Origin of the sequence: Xylophilus sp. Leaf220 (genome assembly GCF_001421705.1) — a bacterium.
Taxonomy (GTDB): domain Bacteria; phylum Pseudomonadota; class Gammaproteobacteria; order Burkholderiales; family Burkholderiaceae_C; genus Xylophilus.
This window is the reverse complement of the sequence record NZ_LMKO01000006.1, coordinates 29,089-42,801: the sequence shown is the minus strand read 5'-3', so window position 1 is coordinate 42,801 and position 13,713 is coordinate 29,089. Positions and strand designations below refer to the sequence as shown.

The 13,713-nt window shown below is 72.6% G+C and carries 12 protein-coding genes; 7 read left to right on the top strand and 5 right to left on the bottom strand.

Annotated features, from left to right (window positions below; genetic code table 11):
* Positions 1–61: 61 nt before the first annotated feature.
* The 3 genes from ASE76_RS07430 (at position 62) to ASE76_RS07420 (ending at position 4,414) form a co-directional block, all read left to right on the top strand.
* The gene (locus tag ASE76_RS07430) at positions 62–1,345 is read left to right on the top strand and encodes a cation:proton antiporter (protein ID WP_055837111.1); all 1,284 of its coding nucleotides are present in this window, start codon (positions 62–64) and stop codon (positions 1,343–1,345) included.
* Positions 1,335–2,459 (top strand): YbdK family carboxylate-amine ligase, encoded by a 1,125-nt coding sequence (locus tag ASE76_RS07425; protein ID WP_055837197.1) that lies wholly within the window; start codon positions 1,335–1,337, stop codon positions 2,457–2,459. The genes ASE76_RS07430 and ASE76_RS07425 overlap by 11 nt, the downstream gene beginning before the upstream one ends.
* Positions 2,460–2,770: 311 nt before the next feature.
* Entirely contained in the window at positions 2,771–4,414 is a 1,644-nt protein-coding gene (locus ASE76_RS07420; RefSeq protein ID WP_055837108.1) for a hybrid sensor histidine kinase/response regulator, read from the top strand.
* A 173-nt stretch (positions 4,415–4,587) separates the two neighbouring features.
* Here ASE76_RS07420 and ASE76_RS07415 read toward each other — a convergent pair whose 3' ends face one another.
* From ASE76_RS07415 to ASE76_RS07405, 3 genes are all read right to left on the bottom strand, one after another.
* Positions 4,588–5,076, bottom strand: a complete 489-nt coding sequence (locus tag ASE76_RS07415) for a CinA family protein (protein WP_255357270.1) — start codon at positions 5,074–5,076, stop codon at positions 4,588–4,590.
* Positions 5,073–5,642, bottom strand: coding sequence for a phosphatidylglycerophosphatase A (locus ASE76_RS07410; RefSeq protein ID WP_055837105.1), 570 nt, complete (start codon positions 5,640–5,642; stop codon positions 5,073–5,075). The genes ASE76_RS07415 and ASE76_RS07410 overlap by 4 nt, the downstream gene beginning before the upstream one ends.
* A 146-nt stretch (positions 5,643–5,788) precedes the next feature.
* Complete coding sequence (locus ASE76_RS07405; RefSeq protein ID WP_055837103.1) at positions 5,789–7,168, bottom strand: glycerophosphodiester phosphodiesterase family protein; 1,380 nt, start codon at positions 7,166–7,168, stop codon at positions 5,789–5,791.
* Between the two features lie 176 nt (positions 7,169–7,344).
* Here ASE76_RS07405 and ASE76_RS07400 point away from each other — a divergent pair, with 176 nt between their 5' ends.
* The 4 genes from ASE76_RS07400 (at position 7,345) to map (ending at position 11,663) form a co-directional block, all read left to right on the top strand.
* Entirely contained in the window at positions 7,345–9,723 is a 2,379-nt protein-coding gene (locus ASE76_RS07400; RefSeq protein WP_055837100.1) for an ATP-dependent DNA helicase, read from the top strand.
* A complete protein-coding gene (locus ASE76_RS07395) occupies positions 9,720–10,526 on the top strand; it encodes an alpha/beta fold hydrolase (RefSeq protein WP_055837097.1) in 807 nt (268 codons plus the stop codon). The genes ASE76_RS07400 and ASE76_RS07395 overlap by 4 nt, the downstream gene beginning before the upstream one ends.
* Positions 10,527–10,608: 82 nt before the next feature.
* Entirely contained in the window at positions 10,609–10,863 is a 255-nt protein-coding gene (locus ASE76_RS07390) for a ParD-like family protein (protein ID WP_055837094.1), read from the top strand.
* Complete coding sequence (gene map / locus ASE76_RS07385) at positions 10,860–11,663, top strand: type I methionyl aminopeptidase (RefSeq protein WP_055837091.1); 804 nt, start codon at positions 10,860–10,862, stop codon at positions 11,661–11,663. The genes ASE76_RS07390 and map overlap by 4 nt, the downstream gene beginning before the upstream one ends.
* Before the next feature lie 30 nt (positions 11,664–11,693).
* On the opposite strand, the gene thiL is transcribed toward map, so the two are convergent.
* Positions 11,694–12,668 (bottom strand): thiamine-phosphate kinase, encoded by a 975-nt coding sequence (thiL, locus tag ASE76_RS07380; protein ID WP_055837088.1) that lies wholly within the window; start codon positions 12,666–12,668, stop codon positions 11,694–11,696.
* Between the two features lie 71 nt (positions 12,669–12,739).
* Positions 12,740–13,699: a helix-turn-helix domain-containing protein gene (locus ASE76_RS07375; RefSeq protein ID WP_055837085.1), complete on the bottom strand. Its 960-nt coding sequence runs from the start codon at positions 13,697–13,699 to the stop codon at positions 12,740–12,742.
* Positions 13,700–13,713 lie beyond the last annotated feature (14 nt).

Below are 13,713 nucleotides of genomic sequence, written 5' to 3'. Positions count from 1 at the left end.
GCGGGCCCCGGCCCCTCTGCCGGCCGGTGCGACCGCGCCGGCACTCGGAGACCATGAACCGATGACCGAAATCGTGACGATCTGGGCCGACTGGCTGCGTCCTTCGGCCAGCCTCGCGACCGTGCAGTGGTCGCTGCTGCTGGCGCTGGCCGCGCTGGCCGGCTACCTGTTCCACCGCCACGCCGGCCTGCCCAAGGTGGTGGGCTACTCGCTGGTGGGCGGCATGGCGGGCTTCGCCGGTTTCAGCGGCGCGGTGTGGCCGCTGCAGGGCACCGGCCTGTTCCTGCTGGAGCTGGCGATCGCCACCGTGCTGTTCGAGGCCGGCGGCCGCATCCCGCTGCGCTGGTTCCGCCACAACCCGATGGTGCTGGTGCAGAGCGTCGCCGAATCGGCGCTGACCTATTGCGCGGTGGCCTACGCGCTGCAGTGGCTCGGGATGCCGGCGCGGGTGGCCCAGGCGCTGGCGCTGGTGGCGATGGCCGCATCGCCCGCGGTGCTGGGCCGGGTGGCGCTGGACATGCGCGCCGCCGGCCCGGTGACCGACCGGGCGATGGTGCTGGCCACGCTCAGCACGCTCTACGCCCTCTCCTTCGGCACCGCGCAGGCGGAGCTGGAGCAGCGCCAGCAGCTGCACCTGCTGGCCAGCCTCTACCCGGTGGCGCTGGTGGCCGCCATCTCGGTGCTGGTGGGCGGCGCCCTGGCGCTGGCGCTGCGGCTGGCGCTCAAGCTGATGAGCCCGGCCAGCGAGAACACTTCGGTGCTGCTGCTGGCCCTGGTGGTGGCGGCCACCGGCATCGCCTCGCACCTGGGCGGCTCGGCGCCGATCGCCGCGCTGCTGGGCGGCATGCTGCTGAAACAGCTGCATCCGCGGCCCTGGGCCTGGCCGCGGCAGCTGGGCACCGCGGCCTCGCTGCTCACCATGATGATGTTCGTGCTGGTCTCGGTGGTGGCCGCCCAGGTCGGCTGGACGACCAGGACCGCGCTCCTGGTGCTGGTCCTGATCGCCGCCCGGGCGCTGGCCAAGATCGTGGGCGTGGCGCTGGGCAATGCGGGCAGCGGCGCCAGCTGGCGGCAGGCGCTGTGGGTGGGCTGCGCGATGTCGCCGATGTCCTCCATCGCGCTGCTGATCGCCTCGCAGTTCGCGCTGTCGCAGGGGTCCGCCGGCCGCGCGGTGGCGCAGGTCGCCCTGCCGGCGATCCTGGTGATGGAGCTGCTGGGCGCGGTGGTCGCCACCGTGGCGCTGCACCGGGCGGGCGAGGCGTCGCGGCCCTGGCTGCCGTCGCTGTTCGGCGGCCGGCGCGGTGCCCTGCGGCGGCAGGCCGAAGGAGGCGCGCATGACGCTTGAGGCCTTCGTGCCGTCGCGCGCCCTGTCGCTGGGCGTCGAGCTGGAGCTGCAGCTCGTCAACACCCACGACTACGACCTGGCGCCCTATGCCGAGGACATGCTGCGGGTGATGGAGGGCCTGCCGCTGCCGGGCGCGGTGGTGCCCGAGATGACCTCGAGCATGATCGAGATGTCGACCGGCGTCTGCCATTCGGCCTCGGAGGTGCTGGGCCAGCTCTCCACCATCCGCGACGCGCTGGTGCGCTCGGCCGACAAGCTCAACATCGCGGTGGTCGGCGGCGGCACCCACCCGTTCCAGCAGTGGCACGAGCAGCGCATCTACGACCGGCCGCGCTTCCGGGAGCTGTCGGAGCGCTACGGCTACCTCTCCAAGCAGTTCACCATCTTCGGCCAGCATGTGCACATCGGCTGCCCCGACGCCGACAGCGCCCTGCTGATGCTGCACCGCATGTCGCGCTACATCCCGCACTTCATCGCGCTTTCGGCCTCCAGCCCGTACGTGCAGGGGCAGGACACGCAGTTCGACTCGGCGCGGCTCAACTCGGTCTTCGCCTTCCCGCTGTCGGGCCGGGCGCCGTTCACCCTCGACTGGTCGGAGTTCGAGGCCTACTACGCCAAGATGACCCGCACCGGCGTGGTCAAGAACATGAAGGATTTCTACTGGGACATCCGGCCCAAGCCCGAGTACGGCACGGTGGAGATCCGGGTGTTCGACACGCCGCTGACGGTCGAGCGGGCCGCGGCGCTGGCCGGCTACGTGCAGTCGCTCGCCGCCTGGTTCCTGGCCGAGCAGCCCTTCATGCCCGACGAGGACGACTACCTCGCCTACACCACCAACCGCTTCCAGGCCTGCCGCTTCGGGCTGGAGGCCAACTACGTCGACGCCGCCACAGGCAGCCACATGCCGCTGCGCGACCACATCCTGCTGACGATGCACCAGGTGCAGCGCCATGCCGAATCGCAGGGCGCCGCCGCCGCGCTGCACCTGCTGCGCGGCGACGTGAGCGCCGGGCAGAACGACGCCCGCTGGCTGCGCGAGCGCCAGCACCAGGAGCAGCTGCTGGCCGAGGTGACCCGACAGGCGGCCAGGCGCTTTCGCGGCGCGGCGCCCTGACGCCCGCCGCGCCGCAGCGGGCCGGCGAAACGCCTGCGCACGTACGCTATCGAAACCATAGCTGGAGGCCGGCCTTCCACGCGGGCCAGCGGTACTTTTTCTTTTGAATTTTGGGCGTTCTCCCGGACCTCGCCCGACCCCCGCGCATGCGGCGCGCGCATCCCGCAAGCCCTGCGGCACCGCCGGCCACGGCTGCATCCGGTCACACCGCATGCGCGTACTGCTTTACTACAATCCGCCTTCGCCGTTCGACGCGGCCGTCCCTCCCCCACCCCTTTTTGCCGCGGCGCCCGGAGCAGTCGCTTCCCTCGATGTCCCAGTCAGAAAAGCCCCGGATCCGCAATTCGCTGCCCCCCGAAGTGGGCGTCCTGGAATCGGGCGCCAACGCGATCGCCGAGCACCGCGACGACATCTTCTTCGCCGCGATCGAGACCACCCGCATGCCGATGCTGGTGACCGACCCGCGGCAGCACGACAATCCGATCGTCTTCGCCAACCGGGCCTTCATCTCGATGAGCGGCTACAGCAGCGAGGAGATCGTGGGCCACAACTGCCGCTTCCTGCAGGGACCCGACACCGACGCCGCCACCGTCGCCGCGATCCGCGAGGCGATCGAGGACCGGCGCGAGATCAACACCGAGATCCTCAACTACCGCAAGGACGGCACCAGTTTCTGGAATGCGCTCTACGTCTCGCCGGTCTACAACCAGAACAAGGAACTGGTCTACTTCTTCGCCTCGCAGCTCGACGTGAGCCGGCGCCGCGACGCGGAAGAGGCGCTGGGCCAGGCCCAGAAGATGGAGGCGCTGGGCCAGCTGACCGGCGGCATCTCGCACGATTTCAACAACCTGCTGCAGGTCATGGCCGGCCACCTGGACCTGCTCGACGCGCGCCGCAAGGCCGGCCGCGCCGACGACGTGTCGATCGGCCGCACCGTCGAGAGCATCCGCAGCGCGGTCACCAAGGCTTCGACGCTCACCCAGCAGCTGCTCGCCTTCTCGCGCAAGCAGCGGCTGGAGGGCCGGGCGGTCAACCTGAACCAGATCGCCGGCGGCATCACCGAACTGGTCAAGGAAACCCTCGGCAACGGCGTGACCGTCAGGACCGAACTGGCGGCCGACCTGGGCAACTGCCAGCTCGACCCGACCCAGCTCGAGGTGGCGGTGCTCAACGTGCTGGTCAACGCCCGCGACGCGATGCCCGACGGCGGCACCGTCATCCTCAAGACCAAGAACATCCAGGTCGACGCGGAGGACGTCAGCGCCTTCGCCGGCCTGCGCCCCGGCCACTACGTCAGCCTGTCGATCACCGACACCGGCACCGGCATCCCGCCCGAGATCATCGCCCGGGTGATGGACCCGTTCTTCACCACCAAGGAAGAGGGCAAGGGCACCGGCCTCGGCCTGTCGATGGTCTACGGCTTCGCCAAGCAGTCGGGCGGCTCGGTCGACATCTATTCCGAGATCGGCGTCGGCACCACGGTGCGGATGTATTTCCCTGTGTCCGAGACCATCGTGCGGGGCGGCAACGTGCTCACCCCGCGCGCCGCGGACCGCGGCGGCAACGAGACGATCCTGGTAGTGGACGACCGGATCGAGGTGGCCAGCCTGTCGCGCGACATGCTGCAGGACCTGGGCTACACCGTCCACATGGCCTCGAGCGCGCGCGAGGCGCTCGAGATGGTCAAGGCCCACCAGCACGAATGGACGCCCGACCTGCTCTTCTCCGACCTGATCATGCCCGGCGGCATGAACGGCTTCGGCCTGGCCCGCGAGCTGCGGCGCCGGGTACCGCAGATCCGCATCCTGCTGACCACCGGCTACGCCGGCTCCTCCGACGGCAAGAACACCGACGAGGGCGTCGAGTTCGAAATACTCAAGAAACCCTACCGCCTGGCCGACCTGGCCCGCCGGGTGCGGATGGTGCTGGACGGGCCGACGGGCAAGCACGTCTGAACGGGGCCGGCGGTCGAGCCGTCTCCGATGCGCCGCCCGCCGTCACGCGGCCTGGCAGCGTATTGCTATGAATCTGATAGCTAGCAGCCGGCGGATCACGCCGGCGACTGCCCCTTTTCTCTGTGAACACGTGTACGGTCGTCCGCATGCGGCGGACCGCGGGGGCGATCCCTTCAGCCGAGCAGTTCCAGCAGCCGCTCTTGCGCATGGACGACCGTCGCGGCGCGTACCGCTGCGCGGTCGCCGTCGAAGCGCCGGCATTCGGCGTGCACCGCGCCGCCCGCCAGGGCGAAGCCGAACCACACGGTACCGACTGGCTTCTCGGCGCTGCCGCCGCCCGGCCCGGCCACGCCGGTCACCGCGACCGCCAGCTGGGCCCGGGCATGCCGCAGCGCACCGGCGGCCATCGCGCGGGCCACCGGCTCGCTGACCGCGCCGTGGGTGGTGACCAGGTCGGCGGGCACGCCCAGCAACTCGGTCTTGGCGGCGTTGGAATAGGTGACGAAGCCGCGCTCGAACCAGGCGCTGGAGCCGGCCAGCTCGGTGCAGGCCGCGGCGATCAGGCCGCCGGTGCAGCTCTCGGCCGTCGCCAGCATCCAGCCCCGGGCCTGCAGCCGTGCGGCGACTGCCGGCCAGCCGGCGGAAGGGGTGGCGGCGCTCACCACTGGTAGTACCGCCAGCCGGTGATCACCAGCAGGGTGCAGCCCGCGGCCACCAGGTCGTCGAACAGGATGCCGAAGGCGCCCCGCGCGCCGCTGCCGTGAAACACCTTGTCGGCCCAGCCCACCGGCCCGGGCTTGGCGGCGTCGAAATACCGGAACAGCCCGAAGGCGATCGCCTGCCCCGCCAGCCCCATGGGCATCGCCAGCCACAGCACCGCCCAGAACGCGACGATCTCGTCCCAGACGATGTTGCCCGAATCCGCCGTGCCCAGATGGCGCGAGGTCACGGTGCAGGCCCACCAGCCCACCGGCAGCGACGCCGCGATCAGCCAGCCGATCTGGGCCGGCGTGCACCAGATCTGCAGCACCAGGAAAGCCACCCAGGCCCAGAGCGTGCCCGCCGTGCCCGGCGCGACGGGGCTCAGCCCCGAGCCGAACCCCAGCGCGATCCAGTGCGCCGGATGGGCCCGCATGAAGCGGGCGTTGGCCTTGACCGGGCGGACGGGCGCCGGGGCGGCGGCGGGGCCGGGCGCAGGCGCGGAAACGGAGAATTCGGTGAGCGACATGGGCGACGCCGCGGGGGCGCAGGAAACGCGGCGGCCGAAGGGCCGCACGCACGCCCCGATTCTGCCGGCTCGGCCCTCGCCCGCGGTGCACGGGTCGAAAGAGCCGCGGCGGCGCACTCGGGCGGCTTTGCCGGCGCCCGGCCGTCTCAGCGCCCGGTTTCGCGCAGCCAGTCCGTCCGGGCCGCCACCGCGGTACCGGCGAAGTCGCTGAACACGCCGTCGATGCCCGCGCGGAAGAAGTCCTTGTACTCGGCCGCCGGGTCGCCGTTGTAGAGGCCCGGCAGGTAGCGGCGCTCGTTGCGGAAGGTGAAGGTGTGCACGATCAGGCCGGCGCGGTGGGCGTCGCCGATCAGGGCGGTGGGGGTGACGCTGTTCACGTCGGCGAGCGCGCCGGTGTAGGGCGTGCCGTCGGCGTTGCGGTCCTTGAAGGGCGAGACCTTCCACGCCATGACCTGCGGCTTCCACGGGCCGATGCCGTCGGCGTAGGTCTTGATCTCGGCCAGGCCCGCGGGGGTGAGCATTGCGCCGAAATACCGGGTGTCGCCGGCCAGCATCCAGCTGTAGGGACGGGCCGAGACGAAGTGGTCGGAGTTGCTGGCTTCGTAGATGAGCGCGCCGGTGCGGTAGTCGACCGCGTTGCCGTCCACCAGCTGCACCGCCCTGGCCTGCAGGCCGGCGCTGCGCAGGTACTTCAGGCTGGCCGGGTCGAAGCTCTGCACGAACACCGCGGCGCCGCGGTTGTTGAGGCCGTTGTCGTTGAGCGACTTCAGCAGCGCGTCTTCCAGCGGCCGGCTGCCGGCCCGGCCGCAGCCGTTGGCGATCGCCTGCGCGTTGTTCCAGATCGGGTTCTTGGTCTCGGGGTAGACCGAGATCGTGCGGCCGGTGGCGGCGCTCCTGGCGCGGGCCACATCGATCACCTCCTGGAAGCTGACGATCGGCAGCTTGCCGTTGAGCTCGGTGGGGCGCTCGGTGCGGGCGTCGTAGGTGGTACCGGCGATCAGGGTGCGAAACTCGGCCATGGTGAAGTCGGTGATCGACCAGTCGCCGGTATGGTCCTCGCCGTCGACCACCAGGGATTTCAGCACCGACTTCGGATCGGCCGGGTTGGTCAGGTCGGTCAGGTACTGGGCCGGGCCGCCGAAGACCTTGGCGTCGTAGGGCACGTTGACCAGCCGGCCGGGCACGGTGCGCTTGCGGGCCGCGACCGATGCGTTGGTCTTGGCGACGTCGGCGACGTTGGTGTTGTCAGAGAGCCAGGGGTTGTGGCGGGCCACCAGCACGCAGTCGCGGGTCAGGTGCAGGTCGAGCTCGAGCGAATCGGCGCCGGCATCGGCCGCGGCCTCGTAGGCGAGCCGGGTTTCCTCGGGGAACAGGCCCGGCAGGCCGCGGTGGCCGATCACCAGCGGCATGGCGCCGTCGAGGGTGGGCAGGGTCGATCCGCCGTCGCCGCCCCCGCAGGCGGTGGCCAGCAGGCCGGCGGCGGCGGCGGAGACGAGAAGGCGCAGGGGCGGCGTGCGAGCGGGCATGGTGCTTGTCTCCTGAGGGTGGAGCCGCCATTGTGTGAACGGCGCATGTAGGTTCGGTGACAGGGAAAGCGCGCAGACCCGCGGTGCCGGACCCTGCCGCGACGGGGCCGGACGCCGGTGCCGCCGAATGCCCGGACGCCGGTGCCGGCGCGCGCCCGCCGCTACGATGCCCTCCGATGGACGCCGCCGACGACACCCCCGCACCGCCCGCGTCGTTCGCCGTGGCGGTGCGCATGCTCTGCGACTTCACCGCCCGGGCCGGCGACCTCGACCAGCGGTTCAACCCGTCGCCCTCTGCGCAGGAGGGCATCGCCGGCCACACGGCGGTGACCGCGCGGCGGCCGGCAGGCTACGAGCGCGAGGTGTCGCTGGCGGGCACCTGGGGGCCGTTGCGGGTGCGGGGCCGGGCCGACGGCTACGACCCGGCCGCAAACCGCCTCGAAGAGATCAAGACCCACCGCGGCGACCTGGCGCGCCAGCCGGCCCACCAGCGGCTGCTGCACTGGGCGCAGGCCGAGGTGTACGGCTGGCTGCTGTGCGAGGCGCGCGGGCTGCCCGAGATCGAACTGGCGCTCGTCTACTACGACATCGGCTCCGGCGCCGAGACGGTGCTGGCACAGCACCACGATGCGGCCACCCTGCGGGCGCGGTTCGAGGCGCGCTGCGCCGCCTTCGTCGCGTGGGCGCGCCAGGAGATCGCCCACCGCGCGGCCCGCGACGCGGCGCTGGCGGCGCTGCCGTTCCCGTTCGCCGACTTCCGGCCGGGCCAGCGCCCGCTGGCCGAAGCCGTCTACCGCAGCCAGCGCGGCGGGCGCCACCTGCTGGCCCAGGCGCCCACCGGCATCGGCAAGACCGTCGCGACCCTGTTCCCGGCGCTCAAGGCCTGCGTGCCGCAGGGCGATGCCCGGCCGGGCCTCGACCGGGTGTTCTTCCTGACCGCGCGCACCTCGGGCCGCCAGGTGGCGCTCGATGCGCTGGCGCGGCTGGCCGCCGCTGCCGCACCCGCCGCCCCGCTGCCGCTGCGGGTGCTGGAACTGGTGGCGCGCGACAAGGCCTGCGAGTACCCCGACCGCGCCTGCAACGGCGAATCCTGCCCGCTGGCCCGCGGCTTCTACGACCGGCTGCCGGCCGCGCGTGCCGCGGCCGCGCAGGCCGCAGGTCCGCTGGGCCGCACCGCGCTGCGCAGCGTCGCCCTGGCGCACGATGTCTGCCCCTACTACCTGGGCCAGGAGATGGCCCGCTGGTGCGACGTGGTGGTGGGCGACGTCAACCACTGGTTCGACGGCAGCGCGATGCTGTTCGCCCTCTCCACCGAGGCCGGCTGGCGCAGCGGCGTGCTGGTCGACGAGGCGCACAACCTGGTCGAGCGGGCGCGCGGCATGTACTCGGCCGCGCTCGATCCGCTGCTGTTCGCCGAGGCCCGGCGCGCGGCGCCCGTGTCGCTGAAGACGCCGCTGGAGCGGCTGCGCCGTGCCTGGAAGGCGCTGGCACCCGCCGTGCCGGCGCCGGAGGCCCGCCGCGATTTCCCGGATGGCATTCCACCCGCCTTCCTGCGCGCCCTGCAGGACTGCGCCGCCGCGGTGGGCGAGACGCTGGTCGCGCAGCCCACCACCGGCCCCGGCGACACGCTGCAGCGCTTCTGGTTCGAACTGCTCGACTTCGGCAAGCGGGCCGACAGCTTCCCCGGCGGCCACTCGATGTTCGACGCGGTGTGCCGGTCCGACGGCAAGGGCCTGCGTCTGCACATCCGCAACCTGGTGCCGGCCGGGTTCCTCGCGCCGCGGTTCGCGGCGGCGCACGCCACCACCCTGTTCTCCGCCACGCTGCGGCCGGCCGACTACCACCGCGAGATGCTCGGCCTGCCCGCGGACACGGTGGCGGTCGACATCCCCTCGCCCTACACCGCGGGGCAGCTGCGGGTGCGGGTCGCGCCGCACATCTCGACCCGCTGGCAGCACCGCGAGGCCAGCCTGGATGCGGTGGGCGACCTGGTCGCGGCGCAGTACGCCGCGGCGCCGGGCAACTACCTGGCCTTCTTCAGCAGCTTCGACTACCTGCGCCGCGCCGCCGACCGGCTGCACGCGCGGCACCCGGCGATCCCCACCTGGGAACAGTCGCGCAGCATGGCCGAGCCGGAGCGCGACGCCTTCCTGGCCCGCTTCGCCCCCGGCGGCCGCGGCGTCGGCTTCGCGGTGCTGGGCGGCGTGTTCGGCGAAGGCATCGACTTGGCCGGCGACCGGCTGATCGGCGCCTTCGTCGCGACGCTGGGGCTGCCGCAGGTGAACCCGGTCAACGAGCGGCTGCGCCAGGCGCTCGACGCCCGCATCGGCGCGGGCCGGGGCTACGACTACACCTACCTCTACCCCGGCCTGCAGAAGGTCACCCAGGCCGCCGGCCGGGTGATCCGCTCGGCCGAGGACCGGGGCACGGTATGGTTGATGGACGACCGGTTCGCCCGGAAGAAGGTGCGCGCGCTGCTGCCGCCGTGGTGGCACGTGGAGACCGGCACCGAAACGCAGCCGTGCGCCGTCCCACCTGGATACCCCCCGCCATGACCCCTGCCGAACCCGCCGCGGAAGAAGCCTTCATCGCCACCCCGGCCGGCCGGCTGCACGCCTGCCGGTGGCCCGCGCACGGCGCCCGCCGCCCGCAGCCGCCGATCGTGCTGCTGCACGACTCGCTCGGCAGCGTCGACCTGTGGCGGTCGTTTCCGCAGGCGCTGGCAGAACGCAGCGGGCGGGATGTGGTGGCCTACGACCGCCTCGGCTTCGGCCGGTCCGACCCGCACCCGGGCCGGCTGGCGCTCGACTTCGTGCAGCAGGAGGCGCAGGGCGACTTCGCGGCGGTGCTGGCGCATTTCGGGATCGACCGGTTCGTGGCCTTCGGGCACAGCGTGGGCGGCGGCATGGCGCTGTGCATCGGCGCCGCCTACCCCGCACGGTGCCGGGCGGTGGTCGTCGAATCGGCCCAGGCCTTCGCCGAGGCGATGACGCTGGACGGCGTGCGCGCGGCCCAGGCCTCGTTCGCGGAACCCGGCCAGGTCGAGCGGCTGGCCCGCTACCACGGCGACAAGGCGGCCTGGGTACTGGCCGCCTGGACCGAGACTTGGCTCGCGCCGGCATTCGCCGGCTGGAACCTCGATGCCGAACTGCGCCGCCTGCGGCAGCCGACCCTGGTGCTGCGCGGCAGCGAGGACGCGTTCGGCTCGGCCGCGCATGCCGGGCGGATCGCCGCGCATGCCGCCGGCGTGGTGACGGTACGCACCTTCGACGGGGCCGGGCATGTGCCGCACAAGGAAGCGGCCGAGGGGGTGTTGGATGCGGTGGGCGACTTCCTGGGAACCGTCGACGCGGCATAGCCCGCGACGCCGCCCTGGGCCGGGTGCCCATCGCGAAACCCGAAAAACTACGATTCGTATACGTTTCGTATAATGCCGACCCATGGGTATCGTCAAAATTTCCGACCGCATGCACGCCGACCTGCGGGTGGCGGGCAACGCGCTGAGCCGCTCGATCAATGCGCAGGCCGAGCACTGGATGCGGGTCGGCATGCTGTCGGAACTCCACCCCGACCTGAACCACCGGGACATCAGCCAAATGCTGATCCGGGCGGAGCAGGCGGGCGGGTTCGACCTGGACGGCCTGCTGCCGCCCACCGTGCCGGCCATCGCCCCCGCGGTGAAGCGCGCGGCATGAGGGGCCACGGCGTCCCGATCCGCACGCCCGCCGAGATCGCCCAGGCCCGCGCTGCCGGCCGGCTGGCGGCCGGGGTGCTGGCGATGGTGGCGCCGCATGTGCGGCCGGGCGTCAGCACCGAGGCGCTCGACGCGATCTGCCACCGCTACATCGTCGACGTGCTGGGCGCCACGCCGGCCAACATCGGCTACCAGGGCTATCCCAAGACGATCCTCGCCTCGGTCAACCAGGTGGTGTGCCACGGCATCCCGTCGCCCGACAAGGTCCTGAAGAAGGGCGACATCGTCAACCTCGACGTGGCGCTCGTCCACGACGGCTGGTTCGGCGACACCAGCCGGATGTTCTTCGTCGGCGAGCCCAGCACCCTGGCGCGCCGGCTGGTCGCCACCACCTGGGAGGCGCTGGCCGCCGGCATCCGCCAGGTGCGTCCCGGCGCCACCCTGGGCGACGTGGGCCACGCGATCCAGACGGTCGCGCACCGGGAGCATTTCTCGGTGGTGCGCGAGTTCTGCGGCCACGGCATCGGCACCACCTACCACGACGAGCCCCAGGTGCTGCACTACGGCCGCCGCGGCGAGGGGCTGCGGCTGGAGCCGGGCATGGTCTTCACCATCGAGCCGATGCTCAACGCCGGCCGGCGCGAGACCAGGACCCTGGCCGACGGCTGGACGGTGGTGACGAAGGACCGGTCGCTGTCCGCCCAGTGGGAGCACATGGTGGCCGTGACGCCCGACGGCTTCGAAGTGCTGACGCCGTGGCCGGACGGCGACGGCGGCTACCCGCCGATCGTGCCGTGTTAGCGGCTCGGCACGCCCCGCGGCCGCGCCGCCTCAGGCGAAATGGTCGAACGACGCGAAGCGCCCGTCCACCGCGGCACCCGCCCCGTCCCGCAACTGCACGCCGCTGCCAGCCACGACCGATCCGATGCGGGTGACCGGCGTTCCGCTGGCCGCGCCGGCGGCCCGCACCCGGTCGGCCGCAGCGGCCGGCGCGGTGAAGGCCAGCTCGTAGTCGTCACCGCCCGCCAGCACCAGCTCCAGCCGCTTTTCCGAAGAAAAAAGGCCTGCAGCCGGCGATCCGCGCCGGCCGCCAGCTATCAAATCAATAGCAACCGAGGTATCGATCGTCGCGCCGACGCCGCTGGCGCGCAGCACGTGGCCCAGGTCGCCCAGCAGGCCGTCGCTGATGTCGACCGCGCTGGTGGCGATGCCGCGCAGCGCGGTGCCCAGGGCGACGCGGGGCGTGGGCGCTTCCATCCGCAGGCGGGCGGCGGCGAAGGTCTCGGCGGGAACGTCCAGCGTGCCGCGAAACACTTCCAGCGCCAGCCGGGCGTCGCCCAGGGTGCCGCTGACCCACAGGTCGTCGCCCGCCCGTGCGCCGCTGCGCAGCAGGGCCTGGCCGGCGGGCACTTCGCCGAAGACGGTGATGCAGATGTTGAGCGGGCCGCGGGTGGTGTCGCCGCCGACCAGGTCGCAGCCGTGGGCGTCGGCCAGCGCCAGCAGGCCCTGCGAGAAGCCGGCCAGCCAGGCCTCGTCCACCGCCGGCAGCGACAGCGCCAGGGTGAAGGCGAGCGGCTCGGCGCCGCAGGCGGCCAGGTCGCTCAGGTTGACCGCCAGCGCCTTGTGGCCGAGCCGCACCGGATCGACCGTCGGGAGGAAATGCCGGCCCTCGACCAGCATGTCCGACGACACCGCCAGCTGCATGCCGGGACAGGGCGCGAGCAGCGCGCAGTCGTCCCCCACGCCGAGGGGCGAGCGCCGGGCGGGGCGTTTGAAATAGCGCTGGATCAGGTCGAATTCGCCCATGGGTACGGTCGCGGCAAAAGGGAACGAGGATAGTCGCGCCGGGCACGGCGCGGTGCGATGCGGCGAGCCGGTCAGCCGCCCGGCTGCCGCTGCCGGAAGGCCGAGGGCGCCTCGCCGGTGTGCTGGCGGAAGGCCCGGCTGAAATGGGCGCTGCTGTTGAAGCCCCAGCCCAGCGCGATCTCGGTGGCGGTGCGGTGGGCGTGGGCGGGCGACCGCAGGTCGCGCATGCAGGCCTCGATGCGCTGGCGGACGATGTAGCCGGCCAGGGTGCCGTCGTCGCCGGCCGAAAAGGCGTGGTGCAGCTGCCGCTTGCTGCACTGCAGGGCACCCGCGATGCGCGCGAGGCTGAGCGCCGGGTCGCGCAGCTGCTGGCGCACCAGCAGGCGGATGCGGTCCTGCAGGGCGGCGCGCCGCGCCTCGGGGCCGGGCCGGCCGGCCGCCTCCTGCAGCGAGAGCTGGACCAGCTGCAGGATCAGTTCGCCCGCGCCGTGCGCCGCCTCGGCGCCCATGTGGGGCAGCTCCTGGTAGGTGCTGCGCATCGCCTGCAGCGCCACGCGCGAGATGCCGGCGGCGCCGCCCACGTGGCGGGCCAGGGCCGCGGCCGTCTGCGCGGCGCTGCCGGCGAACCGGTGCAGCGGCAGCATCACGATCAGGTGGTCGGAGCGGTCGGGGTTGGCCACCGCGTAGTGGCGGGTGGTGTCGTAGATCGCCCAGCCGCCTTCCTGCACGCAGGCGCTGCGGCCGTGCTGCTCGACCTGGGCGCGGCCCTGCCAGGGGGCGATGATCTTCAGGTAGCCGGCCTCGCTGCGCCGGGCCTGGTCGTCGCTGCGCAGCACCCGGTGGCGGTCGGCCTCCAGCCGGGTCAGGATCACCTCGCCGGCCTGCGCGGCCTGCAGGCGGCCGTCGAAGTCGGTGTCGCCGTACAGGTCGGTCTGCAGGCCGCCGAAGTGCCGTCCGATCCACTCGCACCACTGCGGCGCCCGCTCGCGCGGCGCAACGTGGTCGGTGGAGAAATGGTGGGGCGCGGGCATTGGCGGCAGACGGG